This is a genomic window from Akkermansia muciniphila (assembly GCF_018709685.1).
Lineage (GTDB): Bacteria > Verrucomicrobiota > Verrucomicrobiia > Verrucomicrobiales > Akkermansiaceae > Akkermansia > Akkermansia muciniphila_E.
Window position 1 is genome coordinate 25,701 of record NZ_JABDHQ010000018.1, and the last position, 18,280, is coordinate 43,980.

Annotated in this window: 14 protein-coding genes and 1 tRNA gene; 6 read left to right on the forward strand and 9 right to left on the reverse strand. The window is 58.7% G+C overall.

What is annotated here, in order from left to right:
* Nucleotides 1-4: 4 nt before the first annotated feature.
* The 7 genes from HHJ06_RS10395 to HHJ06_RS10425 form a co-directional block, all read right to left on the reverse strand.
* Nucleotides 5-811, reverse strand: coding sequence for a hypothetical protein (locus HHJ06_RS10395; protein WP_215429487.1), 807 nt, complete (start codon nucleotides 809-811; stop codon nucleotides 5-7).
* A gap of 38 nt (nucleotides 812-849) precedes the next feature.
* Nucleotides 850-1,689, reverse strand: a complete 840-nt coding sequence (locus HHJ06_RS10400) for a DUF2589 domain-containing protein (protein WP_215429489.1) — start codon at nucleotides 1,687-1,689, stop codon at nucleotides 850-852.
* Between the two features lie 147 nt (nucleotides 1,690-1,836).
* Nucleotides 1,837-2,322 carry a LytR/AlgR family response regulator transcription factor gene (locus HHJ06_RS10405; RefSeq protein ID WP_215429491.1) on the reverse strand — a complete coding sequence of 162 codons (486 nt, stop codon included), beginning with the start codon at nucleotides 2,320-2,322 and terminating at the stop codon, nucleotides 1,837-1,839.
* A gap of 549 nt (nucleotides 2,323-2,871) precedes the next feature.
* Nucleotides 2,872-4,338: a hypothetical protein gene (locus HHJ06_RS10410; RefSeq protein WP_215429493.1), complete on the reverse strand. Its 1,467-nt coding sequence runs from the start codon at nucleotides 4,336-4,338 to the stop codon at nucleotides 2,872-2,874.
* Between the two features lie 17 nt (nucleotides 4,339-4,355).
* On the reverse strand, nucleotides 4,356-5,666 hold the full coding sequence (locus tag HHJ06_RS10415) for a 4Fe-4S binding protein (protein WP_215429495.1): 1,311 nt from the start codon (nucleotides 5,664-5,666) through the stop codon (nucleotides 4,356-4,358).
* 231 nt (nucleotides 5,667-5,897) lie between these two features.
* Nucleotides 5,898-9,833, reverse strand: a complete 3,936-nt coding sequence (locus tag HHJ06_RS10420; protein ID WP_215429497.1) for a TIM-barrel domain-containing protein — start codon at nucleotides 9,831-9,833, stop codon at nucleotides 5,898-5,900.
* A gap of 324 nt (nucleotides 9,834-10,157) precedes the next feature.
* Nucleotides 10,158-10,234 (reverse strand) — tRNA-Met (locus HHJ06_RS10425).
* Between the two features lie 353 nt (nucleotides 10,235-10,587).
* Between HHJ06_RS10425 and hpf the strand changes: the two genes are divergently transcribed.
* Together hpf and HHJ06_RS11890 are read left to right on the forward strand one after the other, a co-directional pair.
* Complete coding sequence (hpf, locus tag HHJ06_RS10430; protein ID WP_102715099.1) at nucleotides 10,588-11,181, forward strand: ribosome hibernation-promoting factor, HPF/YfiA family; 594 nt, start codon at nucleotides 10,588-10,590, stop codon at nucleotides 11,179-11,181.
* Nucleotides 11,182-11,394: 213 nt separating this feature from the next.
* Nucleotides 11,395-11,523 (forward strand): hypothetical protein, encoded by a 129-nt coding sequence (locus HHJ06_RS11890; protein WP_012420041.1) that lies wholly within the window; start codon nucleotides 11,395-11,397, stop codon nucleotides 11,521-11,523.
* A gap of 226 nt (nucleotides 11,524-11,749) precedes the next feature.
* On the opposite strand, the gene HHJ06_RS10435 is transcribed toward HHJ06_RS11890, so the two are convergent.
* Complete coding sequence (locus HHJ06_RS10435; protein ID WP_215429499.1) at nucleotides 11,750-12,499, reverse strand: hypothetical protein; 750 nt, start codon at nucleotides 12,497-12,499, stop codon at nucleotides 11,750-11,752.
* A 131-nt stretch (nucleotides 12,500-12,630) separates the two neighbouring features.
* Here HHJ06_RS10435 and HHJ06_RS10440 point away from each other — a divergent pair, with 131 nt between their 5' ends.
* From HHJ06_RS10440 to HHJ06_RS10455, 4 genes are all read left to right on the forward strand, one after another.
* Complete coding sequence (locus tag HHJ06_RS10440; RefSeq protein WP_215429502.1) at nucleotides 12,631-14,241, forward strand: ABC-F family ATP-binding cassette domain-containing protein; 1,611 nt, start codon at nucleotides 12,631-12,633, stop codon at nucleotides 14,239-14,241.
* Nucleotides 14,242-14,308: 67 nt separating this feature from the next.
* A complete protein-coding gene (locus HHJ06_RS10445; RefSeq protein WP_215429504.1) occupies nucleotides 14,309-14,818 on the forward strand; it encodes a hypothetical protein in 510 nt (169 codons plus the stop codon).
* Nucleotides 14,819-14,933: 115 nt separating this feature from the next.
* Nucleotides 14,934-15,680 (forward strand): 3-oxoacyl-[acyl-carrier-protein] reductase, encoded by a 747-nt coding sequence (gene fabG, locus HHJ06_RS10450; RefSeq protein WP_215429506.1) that lies wholly within the window; start codon nucleotides 14,934-14,936, stop codon nucleotides 15,678-15,680.
* Between the two features lie 22 nt (nucleotides 15,681-15,702).
* On the forward strand, nucleotides 15,703-16,905 hold the full coding sequence (locus HHJ06_RS10455; protein ID WP_215429509.1) for a formylglycine-generating enzyme family protein: 1,203 nt from the start codon (nucleotides 15,703-15,705) through the stop codon (nucleotides 16,903-16,905).
* 593 nt (nucleotides 16,906-17,498) lie between these two features.
* Here HHJ06_RS10455 and HHJ06_RS10460 read toward each other — a convergent pair.
* Complete coding sequence (locus tag HHJ06_RS10460; protein ID WP_215429511.1) at nucleotides 17,499-18,245, reverse strand: PEP-CTERM sorting domain-containing protein; 747 nt, start codon at nucleotides 18,243-18,245, stop codon at nucleotides 17,499-17,501.
* Nucleotides 18,246-18,280 lie beyond the last annotated feature (35 nt).

Consider the following 18,280-nt stretch of genomic DNA (forward strand, 5'->3'; position numbering starts at 1 on the left):
ATCACTATTGCGCGGCCAGTCCGGAGACGTCATTCTGCTCCGCCAGGACGGCGGGAACGGCGGCGGGCGCGATGTTGAGGTGCAGCGTCTGGATGGAGTTCTCCGGCATCTTTTTCAGCTTTTCCGTCTCCACCTCCACGTCCACCACCACATTGCTTACCTGCCGGGTGAACGCATACTTTTCCGCAAGCACGTCAATGAAAGAGGAGAGGCCTTCCCGTAGATTCGTGCGGCACTCCTGCCTGAGGGCGTCGCCCTGCGCTCCCTGGAACAGGTCCGCCAGATCGGGATTGTCCATGAATTCCTTCTCCGCCACATCCGCCAGAAGTTCCGCCAGCAATCCCTTGTCCAGTCCGGAGTCCGCCCGCAGGAGGGCCCCCTCATGGCCTGAAACGGCCGCAGTGATCTTCTTTCCCAGGTAGAGGCAGAAATTCCTTTTCCACTGTTCCTCCCTGGCAAGCAGGGAGGAAAAGTCACTTCTTACCTCATCCGCCGGGAGATTGGAGTGCACCACGGCCATCACAATGGAACGGATGGCGTACGCAGGCACGCGCTCCGCCAGTTCCTGCTGGAACAGGCTGCACTGCTCCGCATCCAGCACCTGCTTCTCCTCCACCCCGGAGGTTCCCGTCACCGCATACTTCAGATCGAATTCCAGGGACCCTATCTGGGCGCTGGGAAGCTGGAAGCCACGCACACCGCCATGCTTCCCGTACTGGCGCGCCAGCCCCGCCGCATGGCAGTTTGCCGCATGCTGCGCTTCAATAATGTCCCTCAGCAGGGATTCGACAATCAGATTCAGACGAGACATGGCTCTGGGATGAAGGAGAAATCGTTATGGTCCGGTTATCAGGCGCCTACAGCCACTTTCCTTTTGAGTTCTCCGGCGTTCACCGTGCAGTTCCTGGCGTCCTCCTTGGAAATCGTGTATTCCTTGCCGGAATCCGTTTTCACAATCTTGGCTTCATTCCCCGCACCGTTATCAAACGGGTCCGTGGCTTCCCCTATCCGGAGAGTGATGGCGTCCGGATCAAACAGGCCTTCCTTGTTCTTGTAGGAGGTCATCAGTTTCACGGTTCCGTCGTCCTGGATGGCATGCTGCACTTCCAGGGAACCTTCCGGGGATATTACGGAAATGCTGTTATTCAGCATTTCCAGCACCTTGGCCATCCCGGCGGGCATGCTGTCCTGTCCGGCATGGACGGCCACGTCCATCGTGTATTCCACGCTGTACTTGGAGTCCTTCGTGGCGGAGGAGTCCTTCTTGCTGGAATAACTGGCGCTCATGCTGCCGCGCGCCCAGAAGCAATTTGCAGAGGCAGAAACGCTGGTGTCTACGGAGCTGGAGGAATTCTCCGTTTCCGTACTGGCGGCGGAAGCGCTGATGTTCGCCTTGAAGTTGATGTCAATGGAGTTGATGGCGATGTAAGGAATGGGGACGATGGTCAGAAGGGGGACCGTGATCTGGGCCATATGGCCGTCCTTGATGAACTGGAAGGAGACGTTCACCGTCTTCTTCTCTTCTCCCTCCGTGTACAGGCCCACATTCTGGATGAACTCCCAGGAGGTCCGGGCCGCCTGGGCCTGGGCTTCCACACAGGCGACCAAGGGACCGCCGATGATGTTGCCGAAAGGCAGCGACTGCAGGGAGGAAGTCGCCACGTCGGCTGCTGATTTATCAATTGCCATATTATTTTATTTTCTGGTTGAGGTTAATATGATGTGCCGCCTTCCGGCGACGTTGTCATGATTGTTCCATTCCGGCGCCTTTTCCACCCCGCCTGTCCGGAAGGCCCGTTCCGCCTTCCCAGAGCGCCGGCGGGGCATGGCTGGCGGCTATTTGGAAAACGACAGCATGTTCAGGCTTCCCAGCACTTTCTTTTTCATGAACTTGCTGACGGGGATGGAGACATTCCCCACCTGGAGGAAATTACCCGCAATGGACTCTATATGCAGCTTGTTAACCAGGTAGGAACGATGCACACGGATGAAATATTCCCCGTCCAGGTGTTCCGCCACCCGCGCCAGCGGCGCGGATACCAGAATGGACGACATGCCGTGCACATGCAGCGTGCAGTAGCTTCCTGCGGCCTCCACATACAGGATGTGCTTCATCAGAATGCGCTGGAATCCGTCATTCATTTTAACGAACACCATGGGATTCCTGGATAGGGAAACCGCAGTCGCCCTGCCCGCCGGCGGAGAGAAGGCCCCCTCCTTCATTTCCATGATTTCCAGCTTGTCCCCCTGTTCTACCGGCTCCGGGACCGGAGCGTAGCAGACCCTATCTTTTTTAGTGACTTTAATAAATTTAACGGTCATTCAAAAATCATAACAAAAACTATAAATACTCAATAAATTCATCAATGAACAGCAGAAATGACCTTCTGAAACCAAATTCCTCTCTTCCGAACGGCCCTGAAAACCGAGCCTTACCAACGCATTCAGGCCGTGGAAACCCTGTTCCACGGCCTGAATTTCCCCCATATCCGGCGGGAGAAAACCTAATTCATCAGCCCTGGCGGCCTCTTCAGCAATTCAACCGTCAGCATGAAATGGCCCTCCGCCGGGTCCGCGCAATCAAGGGCCAGGCCTCCCTTTTTGTGCGCCACTTCCCCGATGCGCACCTTTTTCAATGTCCGGAGCCGGAATGTTCCAGATGCAGCCCGCGTTCCATTCCAGAAAGAAAAGCCTTCCGCGCCACACGCGGAACCCACGGCACAGCCAAAACAGGCGGCACAGAAAAAAGAGGCTGGGGACATAATTCCCCACCATACCCGCTCCGGAAACCGCCTGAACCATTTTCACGTCAAAAATCGCCACACAACGGCTTCCCCCGCTCCGTGGAGCGGCACAACGCCGTGCCGACATTCACGCCTGCGGCGGAATTCCCGGACGGTGGGCGCAGCACGGCCCCACCTCCCCGGCCTGAAGACGGTCAAAGGCCCATTCCCCGAACGTCCACGCCCCATTCTCCCTTTTGGCCAGGGCAAACTGGCGGAAAATCTCCCGGAACAGCTCCCGCACCTTCCCGATGGGAACGGCCCGGCGCAGCAGGAACGCCGTCCTGTCGCCCTGGGCGCGTCCTCCGGCAAACACGTCGTAAACGCCTTCGCTCCGGCCCACCAGGGCCAGCTCCGCAAACAGGGGGCGGGAACAGCCGTTGGGGCAGCCGGAGATGCGGAACACCACGGGCTCGTCATCAAGCCCGAATTCACGCAGGATTTCCTCCAGCCAGCCGTTGAGTTCCTGATGAATCAGGGAGGAAGCGGCACGGGCGCGGCGGCAGCCGGGCAGGCCGCGGCAGGAACAGGACTCTATGGAGAGCGGAGAAAAGCGCCTGGACCCGCGCAGCAGCGCCTTGATGCGTTCCGCCACGCACCTGTCCGCCGGATGAAGCCGGAGATTGCCGCGCGGCGTGATGCGCACCGGAGCCGTCAGGAAGGGGGCCACGCGCCGGAATGCCGTCGCCACCGCATATTCCGGCGTATCCTCCAGGCTTCCGGAAGGGAGCGCCACCAGCAGCCCGTTGTAGAAGTCATTGCGGCTCCATTCCCCGGATGAGGAAAATTCCGGCTCCTCCCCTTCTCCCGGATACAATCCGGCGTTTTTCAATTCGTTCCGCACCCAGTCCAGGCCACGCGTGGCGAACAAGGACTTCAACCGCCTTTTGCGCGGGTTCTCCGTTTCCCCGAACCGTTCATTCAAGGCCGCCAGCACCGCCGCCGCCTTCAGGGCTTCCGGCAGGGAATACCGTCCCAGCCATGACGCGGCCCGCGGGGCCAGGGCCGGACTGCCGGCGGGGATGCCGCCCCCGCCTCCGGCAAACAAATGCACGCCGCCTTCCGGATGGCCGCCTTTGGGGACCGCAAAACCCAGGTCACAGGAGAACAGGCCGAATTCATGGTGCGGGGCTTCTTCCAGGCAAATCCTGACGCGCTTGTGCAGGGCGGAGAAGCGTTCTTCCGGCCTGGGATCCGAGGAAAAGAGGCATTCGCGGTTCCTGCGTATTTCATATGCAGGGAAGGAAACGGGGGAGGAAAACCGATTCAGTTTTCCGGCAAATTGCAGCCATGCGTCCCGGTTTTCCCCCCAGCAAAGGGAAGAACCCACATCCACGGCCTGTTCCGCATACGGGACCAGGCGGGAAAGCTTCTCCGCCAGGGCCATGCCTTTCCGCACGCATTCGCGCTCATCCACCCCGTCCAGGGGAATGGACAGGGTGGAGAAGGAAACAAGGCGGCATCCGCCGTCCACGGCCTCCAGAATGGCGTGCCACTGGGCGGGTTCCATCCAGCCCCCGCAAAAAGGGTATTCCAGGGTGTAGGTATCTCTCATGATCGGATTGAATGATGTCAGACTCTCGCCGTGGCCAGAAACACCACGTGCATGACGGAAATCAGCGTTATAAAGTACAGGTCCGCCCGCGCGGACGGAACGGAGGAAAAGGGCCCGGCCATGCCGAGGCCAAGCGCGCCATGGGAACACCGGGAAATGCAGTCCCGGCACAGGGTGCAGCGGCGGGAAATACGGCAAACCCCTCCCTCACGGGAGATGGCCAGGTCACGGCAGGCGGAGGCGCATTTCATGCAGCCGGTGCACGTCTCCCCCACACGCATGCGCCAGGGGGAAAGCCTGCCCAGCAGACTGGCCGCCAGGCCCATGGGGCAGAACCTGCTGCAATATTCCCGCACGCCGTTTGCGGAGCTTCTCTTCCAGACAAAGGGAGCCGCGAGCGCCGCGGCAAGCGCGGCCGCCAGGGCGTATTCCAGCGGCACGCCCAGAACGGACAGGAGGAACGGGAGCCCCACTGCCGCGGCCAGGAAACCCCATCTCCAGTCACGGGAACTTTTGCCGCCCTTCACCGGGCGCCCCTTCCTGCGGGAAGAGGTGGCGGACAAGCAGTCCCAAACCCCGAAGTAGCACAGGTGGCTGCACCAGGCGCTTCCAACCAGAAGCACGGACACGCTGAACAGCGCCAGCATGAACATCCCCTCTCCCCGGTACACCGGGCCGGAAAGCATCATGAACGGCACGGGAAGATGGAGCCTGCCCGTCATCAGCAGGGAGGAAGCCACCGTGACGCCCAGCAGGAATTGCAGGAAAAAGACGGAGGCAAACACGGTCCACATCACGCGCCGCCTGCGGGGAGACGCCTGCGGATTCAGGAGGCTCTCCGCGCAATAGCCGCCCCACCACGCCAGAAGCAGAATCGCAACTCCGTTGACGCCCTGCCATGGCAGCACGCGCTCTCCCAGCAGAAGGGGGAAAGGAGCCAGCGCATCCAGCGCAAAGAGAAGCGCCACAGAGGCGGAAAACACGCGGCTGCGCGCCAGTTCCGGCGCGGACAAATTCCTCTCCCCCCGCCTGCGCCACAGAATGGCTCCGGCATGGAGCAGCAGGACGCCCAGGAGAATGGCGCCCAGGCGCGCGAACGGCAGCCCCGCCACTATCCGCAGCCTCACCAGATGGACCAATTCCACTCCCCAAAGAACCAGTGAGGCCAGCAGAAGGAATGTTACGCTCCTGCGGAGCCAGCCGCGCCCGGAAAAAGACAGGACCGCCAGCGCCAGGCACAAAATGGCCCCCGTATCCGCGCCGCCGCGTAAAAAATGGGCGGCCGTCATCAGAAAACAGAAGAAGGAGATGAGTCCGGGGCCAATCATGGCATCATGGGCGCCTGGCAGGCGCCCCCAACATACGTGAAAAGGCACGGCTCTCCAGCAAAAAACGGGCCATCCGCCCGCGGAGGAAGCCTCATTGCGTCACCCCGCGTCTCCGGAACATGCGGAAGGGCGCCCGCGCGGCGCTGAAAGCCGCGGGACGCCCCGCCGGGAGATGTCGGCCCCATGCGCCGGCTCTTTCAACCGGAACACGGGACCGCACCGGTAAGCATGCTACAGCTTCTTGGTATTCAGCTTTTTATCCACCACCATGCCGTCCGTAAGCTTCGGCTGGAATTTCACGTCGCGGCGGGCCTTGAATTTCAGCACAAAGAGCTCGGAGGTACCTTCAAGGGGCTCCTTGTCTCCAATGTTGACGAAGGTGGGATACAGGGCCTTGGTCCCGTTCGTATGGAGCCTGTCGTTCGTCAGGTTCTCCATCTTCTTCATGCCCTTGACCTCCACGCCCACAAACTCCAGATCCTGCGGATTATAAGGGAGGGCGAAGCTCAGCGCATTCACCATGCGGAGGTTCCTGCCCTTCACGGTCACCTTGACGGCGTCTCCCTTGGCGTATTTCTTCTTGTCGGCGCTGAGCACCAGCTTCCCGTCCACATGGGCCTTCTTCTGGTCCTTCGCGGCGGCCTTTTCCTTGTCTTCATCGCCGTCTTTCTTTTCGGCATCTTCATCCTTCGCTGCGGCTTCCTCCTGCGGCTGGTCGGCTTCGTCCTCCAGCTGAGTGGCCACTACGGAAATATCATAGGCGTCAATGAGGCCATTCTTGTTGATGTCCCCGTTGCTGATATAGCCCTCGAAGTCGGAATCGCCCTTCCTCAAGCCCGTGTAGTTGATGTAGGAAGTCAGGTCATTCCGGTCAATCTTGCCGTCGTTGTTGATGTCGCCCGGCAGGTAGCTTTCCGTGCCCGGAACCTTGAAGACGTAGATTTCCCGTCCGGAACCGTAGTCGCCTACGCCCTCCGTGATATTCAGCTTGATGTAGCGGGCCGTGGGGGCGTCCTTGAAGTTGAAGATCTTCACTTCGCCATTCTTGTCCCACTGGAACGTTCCGGCCTTCGTCCAGTTTTCCCGGTCCATGCTGTAGGAAACGGAGCCCTTCAGAAGCGTTCCGTTGCCGCCGTCCTCACGGGGAACGTAGTGGAACTTATCAAGCTTGTTGATGGTCTTCAGGTCCAGGACCAGGTCAAACGGCACGGCCTTCTCATTGTACTTCGTGTGCCACGTGTCCTTTTCCTTGAAGTCAAAGAGCTTCGTCAGGGAATTGCCCTGGTTTTCCACGCTCGTTTCACCTTCGATACCCGGAATGGCGAACTCAAGCGGGTTGGCCTTGGTCTTCGCGCTGATGGACGTCCAGGCGGAATGGCCGTCCTTGTTGACGGCGCGCACGTTGAAGGAATAGGACGTTTCAGCCTCCAAATCCTCAAACAGGAATTCCGTGCCCTTGATGGTGGTGTACAGCATTCCGCCGAACTCGATTTCATAGAAATCCGCGTTCGGAACAGCATCCCATGAGGGAGTCAGGGTGTATGCGGCCGCGTTTTCCTCCGTCACCCTGGCATTCGTGGGAGCGGCCAGGGCGCCGGAAGAGACACGGTATTTTTCAGCGGGTTCAAAGCGGAAGCCCTCCACGGAAAGCACGACGGGGGCAGCCGTAATATCCGCCGCGGCCAGCTTCACCAGCAGTTGCGGATTTTTGGCAATCACTTTCTTCTCAAAATCGCTTCCCTTGGTCGCAAACCTGTTCAGGCTGGGAGCCTGGTCATAAAAATACACGTTTTCGCGGGAATTGAAATCATCCCTGGAATTAGCTTCCGCCAAGTTGACCTCATTTTCCCCCACCCTGGCGGAAACCCTGGACGGCTTCTCCGTCACGTTCACGCGGAACTCCGTGGCCTTCTTCTTCCGGAAGCCCGTGAAATCCCCCACCGCCGGATGAACGGTGACGGTCGCGTTGTTCTTGTCGTCCACCCTGGATTCCACCAGAGTGCGCACGCCCTTGCCGGCCCGGTATTCCTCCGTCACGCCGTCGTCGTCATACGTGGAGAAAGAGGTATGCCCGTGCGGGTAAAGCTCGTAAATGCGCAGGTCCGGGTTGATTTCCGCAACGTTGTTGTTCGGATTCGCCATGGGAATGATCGCTCCGTTTTTCACGAACACGGGCAGTTTCCACAGGGGAGCGTTAAAATCATTGTGAATCTTGCCACCCTCGTACAGGTCCCCGGTGAAGTAGTCGATCCACTGGCCTTCCGGCAGGTAAATGCCGTGGCGCACGTCATTCCCTTCCTTGTCCGCCCGCGTTTCCTGGTAAACGGGAGCCACCAGGAAATAAGGGCCGTACATGAACTGGTACTGCGTGGCCTTCCCCAGGGTATAGGGATTGGGGTACTCCAGGAACATGGCCCGGATCATGGGCTTTCCGGAAACGGCTTCCTCCGCAATGCTGTACGCGTACGGGAGAAGTTCCGACTTAAGCTTCAGGTACCACCGGTTGATGGAGGTGTAGGGTTCACCGAAGGCGTGGGGATATTTTTCATTGGCCCCCCAGCCGTCCATGTTCAGCTCCATGGGGGTGAAGGTCTTCCACTGGAAATCACGGGTGTTCACCACCGCGTTCTTCCCGCCGAAAATGCCGTCCATGTCGGAACAGATGTTCGGCTGGCCGGAAAGTCCGGACCCGATGTAAGTGGGGATGTGGAAACGGATGTATTCCCAGACGCCGCCCGTCTGGTCGCCGGACCAGATGCCCGCATAACGCTGGGTCCCGGCCCAGCCGTCCAGGGAGATGATGAACGGACGGCTGTTGTTCCCGTAATAGGTCATGATCTGAGCTACGTCCGTAATGCCGTTCAAGCCAAAGGAATAGCCCGCGCCCACCCAGGCGACGTCCGTCTTCAGCACGCGCACTCCGGCGTCCCGCACTTCCTTCACGATGTCACGCTGGAGCAGGGCGCTGATTTCCGGCTTGGGGTGCAGGTCGGACTGCGTCCACAGGCCGATCTCCACGCCATTCTTCTTGGCGTAGTCCGCCAGGCTCTTCAAATTCGCGATGTTGCCGTCCAGCGTATCCGTCTGTCCGTACCCGGCGCCGTAGCCGTCATTAGGCAGAAGCCAGCCCAGGGGCATGTCATGGGCCTTGTAGCGGTCCACCACGGCCCGGGCGGAAAACTGGTAATTGTCCTTTTCCCCGTTCAGGGATTCCTTGGTGCCGCCGTTATCCTTCTGGCTTTCCTTGTACCGCTTGCCGTCCTCAAACAGGATGCCCTTCTCGTCCTCCTTCCAATAGTCACGGTTATAGGCATTCAGGTGGCCCTGGTAAAAGGCGAACTTGGGCAGCAGCACGGGCGTGCCGGTAAGCTGGTAGAAATCCCCCAGCAGGCTGACGGCCCCGTCATTGACCATGAAAAAGACGTCCAGATAGTTTTCATCATGCTGGAGGTTGACCAGGTTCTTTTCCTTGGAACCGAAGTCATACTGGCCCTTCTTGAAGGTATGCCACATGACGCCGTAGCCGTTGGTGGACCAGTAAAAGGGAGTGGGAGAGGCCACGCCGCCGTCCGTCCAGCTGTTCTGATTTTCAATGGAAATCACCTTCCCCTTGTGGGAAAAGCGGCCGTTTTGCACACCGCCGCCGTAGAAATACTCATCCGGATTCGCCTTCAGGGAAAAGCTGGTTTTACCCTTCTCAAAAAGGACGGGGGACGCCTGCTCCACCACCACGGAATGGTCCTTCAGGTTGATGATCTTGAACAGGGAGGTTTTCTTGTCTATTTCAATCCTGATCTTGCCGGTGGTGATGGTGATCACGCCGTCCTTCTGGTCCACGTCCAGCCTGGAAACCGGTTTCCGCGGATTGTCCACCAGGATTTTAGCTTCCGGTTCCGCCTTGGGGTCCCGGATGATGCCGCCCTGGTCGTCCCGGAAAATCCGGAAAACATTGTCCCCGTAAAAATCAAACGTCATCCGCTGATTTTTTCCAAGCAGCACTTCCACGGCGGCAGGATTGATTTTCCTGGCGCCTTCAACGGCCTGGACCTGTTGTTCCGGTGCCTGCGCGCCTGATGCGGCAAGAGCCAGGCCGGAAAAGGAAAAGGACAATCCGCAAGCCAGCAGAACGGACTTCCGGAACATGCCATGGTCAATTGAGTTTCCCATTATTGTAGTGTTTTATGTAATATGATTCAGCCGGAACGGCGGCACGGGAGGAGGGCAAACGATCGTTTCAAGCCGGCCAGAGGCCGTTTTCATTCATCTTGCCGTCCATGGTGCAGGTTATCTTGCAGCACCATACTCTTTGTCTGTAATCGCCACAAGGCCAAAGAAAGCAAGTAATGGCGCGCCGGTATTCCATCAGTCCCAGAAATACCTGTTCGTTCCGGCCTGCCTTTCAAGGATGACCTTCTTAATGGACTTCCGCAGCGTGTCCGGCGCGCGGACACGGAAAAGCCCTGCAAGCTTTTGACTTGCAGGGCTTTCAAATGGTTACGGGAACAGGATTTGAACCTGTGACCTTCAGGTTATGAGCCTGACGAGCTACCTGGCTGCTCCATCCCGCGATTTAGAGAGCATCCGTAGAGGAGTGCGGGATTGTTTTAACTTATTCCAGCAATATGTCAAGTATTTTCATATAAAAAATTTTGTGCAGCCGCTCGTATGACAGAGCGCCGGGAACGCTTTGCGGAGGCGGCGCAAGACGGCGAAAAAACGCACTTCCCCTGCGGCGGCTTGGATCACAACAGGTAGGGCGCGCGCCGCTCTTCCGCAAGCGCGGGGTGGCACCAAGAGCCCCCCCCTGCCCCGCACACGGAAAAAAAGAAAGGATTCCTCGACAAACATTGTCAAATCAGTATATCTTGAAAGGTGCGGACTGGGTTCCGCGCATTAACATCAACTAGAAAGAGGTACGACAATGCAAAAGGTAAACGTAAACACACCCATTACGATCACGGGCCGTCACGTGGAAGTCACAGACGCGATCCGGGAATTCGTGACGAAAAAAATTGAGGGGATCCGGCTGGACTTCCCGCGCATTATGGAGGTTAAAGTATTGCTTGATGTGCAACGCGACCGCAAGATTTCCCAGGTGATCCTGTTCTGCTCGGACCACATCACCATTGACGCTTCCACGGAAGGGACGGACATGTACGCCTGCATTGATGAGACGATCACCAAAATCATGCGCCGCATGCGCAAGCACAAGACGCGCCTGATGAAAAATTACCGCCCCCATCACCAGGAAACCATCCGCAAGCTGGATGAAACGGTGTATGACGATTCCGTACTGGATTATCCCGGAGAGTCCAAGGAAGACCCGGAACCCCTGCTCATTCACAGGGAAAGCTACAATCTCAAGAAGCTTTACAAGGAGGAAGCCATCATGGAACTGGAACTTTCCGACAAGCCGTTCGTGCTCTATAGGAATGCGCGCCGTGACGTGCTCCAGATCGTATACCGCCGTCCGGACGGCGACTACTCCATTATTGAACTCGGCACCACATTATAACCGTAAAAAACGGTTTTAAAACAGGCCGTTTTCCATAACGGTTCAAAAAGAGCAGGGCTCCTGAAACCGGGGGTCCTGCTCTTTTCTGTAATGCCGTGACATGGAACAAGAAAATCTCTTGATTTCTACTTGCCACCATTTACATTGGTCCCAGCAAACCTCCGTGGATGCGGAGGTTCCAGTAGTTAACAAACACTGTATTTAATTCGAATTATGAAGAACATCGCTATCCTCGCCATCGCCGGCGCCGCTTGCCTGGTTGCTTCTTGCTCCCAGCAGCAGCAGCAACAGCAAACCACCGCTCCTGCTCCCGCTCCGGTTGTGCAGGCCAAGGGCAAGTAAGTTTGCAGCAGGGCTTGCCCTGCAACATTAGCAAATCATCCAATTAATCCGCACTCGGTGTACGCACTGAGTGCGTTTTTATTTGCCCTGAATCCGGTTTTCAGCCGTCGTTTCCCGGTTCACCCGCATTTCCCGTAAAAAACGGGCATAGCGTTACCTGGACAATTACCGGATACGCCGTTCCTTGCCGCCATGCGGGCGGCTCCATTCATCAACTCCGACCCTTTTAAACGGCCTCCTGCGCGCCGGAACCGCCAGCCTGTTTGCCGCCGTCCGCCGCAGGGCTGGCAGACTTAGCCTCTTCCTGCTGGCTGGACTGGAACATCCTCTGGATCAGCATCGGGCGCTTCTTGGCCCAGCCGGGCCAGACCAGGTGATGGTCCATCCCGTAGGAATGACCTTCCGGGAATGCCTTGGATACGAAAGGCTCCCGCCAGTCTTCCTCCCATTTCCTGCCTTCCCGGTCCTTCTGCTTCAGCACCACCAGGTGGCCGCAGTTCTTCCAGGCGTCCAGAACAATGGAATCCTGCAATCCCCCGCCGGCCGCGTTTACGTACACGCAACTGTGCTCCCTGCCCGTTCCACGGTCGCGGATGGTCAGGCCCACCCGGAAATACTTCACGGGGCGGCGGCGCATGTCACGGTATAAATCCTGCTGGACCTGCCAGCAGAGGCCGCGGTCCCGCACGTTGGAGTTAACCAGGATGTTGTTCAGCCAGCCGAACAGAACAATCCTGTTCTCCCGGGCAATGGCGGCGGACTGGACCACGGCCGTGTCAGCCAGCCATTTGGCCTCCTCCCGCGCGGCGGGAAGGGCGGCTTTCTCCGGCGGAAGCAGGGTCAGGAAGTCATTGGCCAGGCCGGACATCTGCCGCTGCACGTAAGGTTTCTGTACAAAGTCCTCATCCGGGGGAGTACAGCAGGAACTCCACCCGCACAGAAGGGCGGCGGCAAGCAAAAGCCTGAATGTCTGCATGGTCGGCATAGCGCGGCAAGGCTAGCAGATTGCGTGTAAAAATCCAGTAAAGCTTTCAAAAATGCCCGCTGACGCCCTGACAGCTCTTGCCTTCCCCTTTCCGGCCCGGTAGAATGCCGCCCTTCTTCACCATGCTGACGATCAAAAAGCTCACGAAATCACACGCAGGACGCACCCTGTTCAGGGAAACGGAAATGACCATTAACTGGGGGGAACGTGTCGCCCTGGTAGGCCCCAACGGCGCAGGCAAATCCACCCTGTTCCGCATGATTCTGGGAGAGGATACGCCGGACGAAGGCACCATCAACATGGATGAATATGCCATGGTGGGCTATCTTCCGCAGGAAGCCAGCGAACCGAAGGATGAAACCGTGCTGGAAATAGCCATGGGCATCACGCCGGAGATGGAACGGGCCATCCACGTCATCCGCACGGCTGAGAACGCCAACAAGACGGACACGCCGGAGTACGCCGAAGCCATTGACACGTTCAATGCAGCCAACGGCTACCAGCTGGAGCCCAAGGCCAAGAAAATCCTCAAGGGGCTGGCCTTCCGTGAAAGCGACTTCCACCGCCCGGCGCGGGAAATGTCCGGCGGCTGGATCATGCGCGCGTACCTGGCCAAGCTTCTGGTCCTGGAACCGGACCTCCTGATGCTGGACGAACCGACCAACCACCTGGACCTCCTTTCCCTGCTGTGGTTCCAGCGCTACCTGAAAAACTACCCCGGCGCCATCCTGATGATTTCCCACGACCGGGATTTCATGGATGAACTGGTGGAGAACGTGTACGACATCGACAACGAGGAACTGGTGGAATACCGCGGCAACTACTCGGACTTCCTGAAACAGCGGGACCTGCGCTTTGAACAGCTTCAGGCCGCCTACCGCAACCAGCAGAAGGAAATCGCGCACATTCAGGAATTCATCGACCGCTTCCGCTCCATCAACTCCAAGGCCGGCCAGGTGCAGAGCCGCATCAAGCAGCTGGAAAAGATGAAGGTCATCCAGAAACCCGTGGCGCGCAGGAAAGTATTCAAATTCAACTTCCCCCAGCCGCCGCGCAGCACTCAGAAGGTCATGGAGCTGGAAAAAATCAGCCAGTCCTACGGCGACCACAAGGTTTATAAAAACCTGGACCTTCTGGTGGAACGCGGAGAACGCACCGTGCTGGTGGGCCCCAACGGCGCGGGCAAATCCACCCTGCTGAAAATCCTGGCTGGCATTATCCCCATTGACTCCGGCAAACGCACTCCCGGCACCACCACGCGCATCGGCTACTTCTCCCAGGCCCGTACGGAAAACCTGAACCCGGAAAACACCGTTCTGGAGGAGATCATGAAGTGCAACGCTGAAATCCGCGAGGAAGAGGCCCGTTCCATCCTGGGCTCCTTCCTGTTCCGGAGGCTGGACGTGGAAAAACGCGTGAGCGTGCTCTCCGGTGGTGAAAAATCACGCCTCAGCCTGGTCAAGTTCCTGGTGGACCCGCCCAACCTCCTGCTGATGGATGAACCGACCACGCACCTGGACCTCCTGTCCGTGGAAGCCCTGGTCCAGGCCCTGAAGCATTATGAAGGGACCCTGGTGTTCATCTCCCACGACGTGCACTTCATCCGCTCCCTGGCGGAGAAAACCCTGCACGTGAACCGCGGAACCATCACCGCCTACGCGGGCGGCTATGATTATTACCTGGAAAAATCAGGCATTCTGGACGACGAGAAGGGCGGCATCACGGCGGAATAACCGTCACCCCCTTTTCAGGCATCCTTTTCTCCTTGCCTTGGGTTTCATCCTGCCTTAAAAAGGCAGGATGAAGACTTTCCTTCTCCCTGTTCTGGCTTCCGCCCTGATGGCCGGAGTTCCGCTCGCCTTTGGTGAAACGGCTGCTGCCCCGGCGGCCTCCCCCGCGCCCGCGGCCCCGGCGGAAAAAACTCCTTCAGCGGATTCCCTCCTCAACCAGGCCTTTTCCGTAGCCATTGACGTCCAGCAGACGCTGGCTGCCGTACAGGACAAGGAAAGTGGGGACAAGGCCGTCAAAAAGCTGCAAGGCATTCAGAAGGACATTCAGCGTCTCATGGACTTCCGGGAGAAATTGAGCGAAGCGGAAAAGGAAAAAATGGACGCCCTGTCAGAAAAAATGGAGGAACGGATGGACAGGCTGAGCGAACGCTGCGAGAAGGAGGGCAAGCGGCTGCTGGAAGCCCGCTATTACGGTTCTGCCGCGCTGAAGGACATCCTTGAAAACTCGGATGAATTCAGTGAACTCGTGGAACCGGATGAAGACGCCCCCGCTCCCGGGGAAACAAGGGACGGCGAATAGCCTTATCCCATTCCGGGCCATCTCCCGGGACTGCTTTTCCATGTGCGGGACCCGGCGCTCCGTTTCCCATTTCAAGCTTGCCGGAACCGTGAAAAACGGGTTTACTGTGGGCAGCATGCAAAAGTTAGCAGGTAAAACAGCCATCGTTACCGGGGCAGGCCGTGGCATCGGCAATGCCATCGCCCGCCGCTTCGCTTCGGAAGGAGCCAAAGTCATCCTGATCAGCCGCAGCCCGTCCAGCTGCGGAGGAGCCGCAGAAGAAATCAACAGGGAATTCCCGGACTCCTGCAAGGCCTATCCCTGCGACGTGGCGAATTACGCCGCCGTTCAGGAGACCGTCTCCGCCATCCTGAAGGATTTCCCGCAGATCGACATCCTGGTGAACAACGCCGGCATCACCCGTGATTCCCTCATGCTCCGCATGAAGGAGGAAGACTGGGACGCCGTCATGGATACCAACCTGAAAAGCGCGTTCAATACGGTGAAGGCCCTGCAGCGCGTGCTGATGAAATCCCCCGCCGGACGCATCATCAACATGAGTTCCGTCATCGGCCTCGTGGGCAACATCGGGCAGGCCAACTACGCCGCCTCCAAGGCAGGGCTGATTGGCTTCAGCAAATCCCTGGCCCTGGAATTCGCGCCGCGCAAGGTGACGTGCAACGCCATCGCCCCCGGCTTCATTTCCACGGAAATGTCCAACGCCATTCCGGACAACCTCAAGGAAGAAATCGTCAAGAAAATCCCCTTGAAGGAACAGGGCTCCGTGGAAGACATCGCCGCCCTGACGGCCTTCCTCGCCTCTGACGATGCCCGCTACATCACCGGGCAGGTCATCGCCTGTGACGGGGGCATGACGATGTAAGGCCCCGGCCCACCACCATCCCATGCGCGGCATTTTCCTTGTTTCCTGCTTTCTGGGGGGAAGCGCCCTGCTGACCGGGTGCCGTGACGGCAATTCCCCCCGGCCGGCCACGGAAGATGCCGCGCGCATTACCAGCGCGCGGCAGTGGGGAGAAAGCCGCTCCGCCCTCCAAAAACGTGAACTGGACCGTGCCGCAGGCCCCGCCCTCCCCATTCCGGACGACCTTCCTTCCCGGGAGCTGGTAGGCACCACGCGCCAGATCCACCAGCTTATTGAAGCCTCCGGAACTCCGGCCCTCTTTGAATCCTACACGGAAGCCGTGCCCGCGGCGGGAGCCTCCCTGCGCATGATCGCCATTCCTGGGGGAACTTTCCTGATGGGAAGCCCTGCGGAGGAACCGGGCCGCAAGCCGGATGAAGGCCCCCGGCATGAAGTGGCCGTCTCCCCCTTCTGGATCTCGGAGATGGAAATTCCGTGGGAGCTGTATACGGCCTTTATGGAAAACGGACGCCCCCGCGCCAGGGACGGCCAGCTTTTGGAAGAACAGCCGGACGATGAACTGTGGGATTCCGTTACGCAGCCCACGGCCCCGTACACCGCCATGAACCTGGGCATGGGCCACGGTTATGAACACGGCATGCCCGCCATCTCCATGTCCCACCATGCCGCCAGCAAATTCTGCGAATGGCTGAGCGCCCAGACCGGGCACTACTACCGCCTGCCCACGGAGGCGGAATGGGAATACGCCTGCCGTGCGGGGAACCCCGGCGCCTATTCCTACGGAAACGGGGAGGCCCCCCTGGACCAGTACGCCTGGTACTGGGACAATTCCAACGACCGTTACCAGAAAACAGGGACCAAAAAGCCAAACGCGTGGGGGCTGCGGGATATGCACGGAAACGTGGCGGAATGGGTTCTGGATTCCTACATGCCGGATACTTACGCCAGGCGGAACGGCCAATCCGTGAAAGACCCCCTGGTCATCACGCCCAAGGCTCCCCACGCCGTTCGCGGGGGTTCGTGGGAAGATGACCCGGAGGGACTGCGGAGCGCCGCGCGCCGCGCCAGTTCCCCGGCCTGGAACCGGCAGGACCCCCAGAACCCCAAAAGCATCTGGTACCTGACGGACGGCGGCATGATCGGCTTCCGCGTGGTGCGCCCCCTGAACATTCCGGACGTCATCACCATGCACCGCCTCTGGAACTTCTCCAAGGGAGAGCCGTAAAAAAACTCTTTCATGGCTATTGAATTAGGAACGGAACAGCCCACAGAGACTATGCCGGACGGAGAACATCACGCGGGAAGCGTTCCGGAGCCATTGTTCCCCCGGCTGCAATGAGCATTGCCTGCTCCATGTTACGCGCCGCAGCCCCTCCTTCATCCCGGGACGGGATGCAGTTGCCGTCCGGGAACATCGTCCCTGTAAATCCGTTATCAAGACAGATGGCGGGAAGGAATGCAAGGCGTTGGGCATGAGCCCCATTTCCGTTCTTCCGGAACACCGGCGCCGGGGAATTGGAGAACAATGATCAGCCAAGCCAGGAAACAGGCGCGTGAAACGGGGTGCCGCGCCATTCTGCTCTACGGGGCCCGTATTACTGTTCACCGCGCCACGGGTTCGTACCCGCAGAAACGCCGGGCCTCAGGACGGCGCGTAATATGTCTGCGGAGGAGCTCCGGGCCTGTAAATTGCTGGAAGATGCCCTGCCGGCATGAGGGGCCGTTATGTGAAGCTACCGCCCTTCCCTCTACGGGAGTAAAAAATAAGGGCCGTTCCATAAGAACAGCCCTTACCCGTCAATTGCCTGTCATCAGGGCTCAGGCCCTGCGGCGGCGCATCAGCAACGCAGCCAGACCCAGCAGGCCCAGCGTGGCCGTAGCGGGTTCCGGAACCACCTCACCGCGGATTTCCGTAAAAATGGGGGATAACTGGTTGAAGGTATTGGTTCCGTTAGCACCTGTGATGACAATGGAATCAGCGGGAGCCCCCGCGCTGTCATGATGGCCGCGGATACCGGGAGCCGTCAGTCCGTTGCTGATGGTTACAGTATCCCCATCCGTGGAGGAAGTGGGGGCGCCTGTCCCGCCCGCAGCATACAAATACGTTTTTGACGTATCCCCGTTGATGATGTCCATTACAGCCTGGCTTACGGTCAGGTAGCGGTACGTCGTGCCGGCGTCAAGAATCAGGGAGGAGCCGTCCACGGCAGAGAAATTGAACGTCAGATTGACTCCGTTGCCGGAGGTCCCCATATTGGTGCTCAGGCCGATGACCGAATTGTCGGAAGCATTCAGCACTAGAAAACCGTAAGCGACGTTAATGCCCGTAGTGCTGGAGGGGCCGCGCAGAGTAAAACTGTCCAGCCTGACATCTCCGGACAGGGAGGCGGGAGAGCCGGAACCGGCCACGGGAGCCAGGGCGGAAGAATCCAGCCCCAGATAGAACCCATGAATGGCGCTGTTGTAATTGTCTGTGCCGGGAGTGTAATAATTAAAAACAGTCGCGGCTTCAGAAGAAACGGCGAAGGTTCCGAGCGCGGTTAAAATTATCAGTGTTTTCTTCATGTCTATTGTCCTCTTCCTTTTAGGTCTTGTAGCGA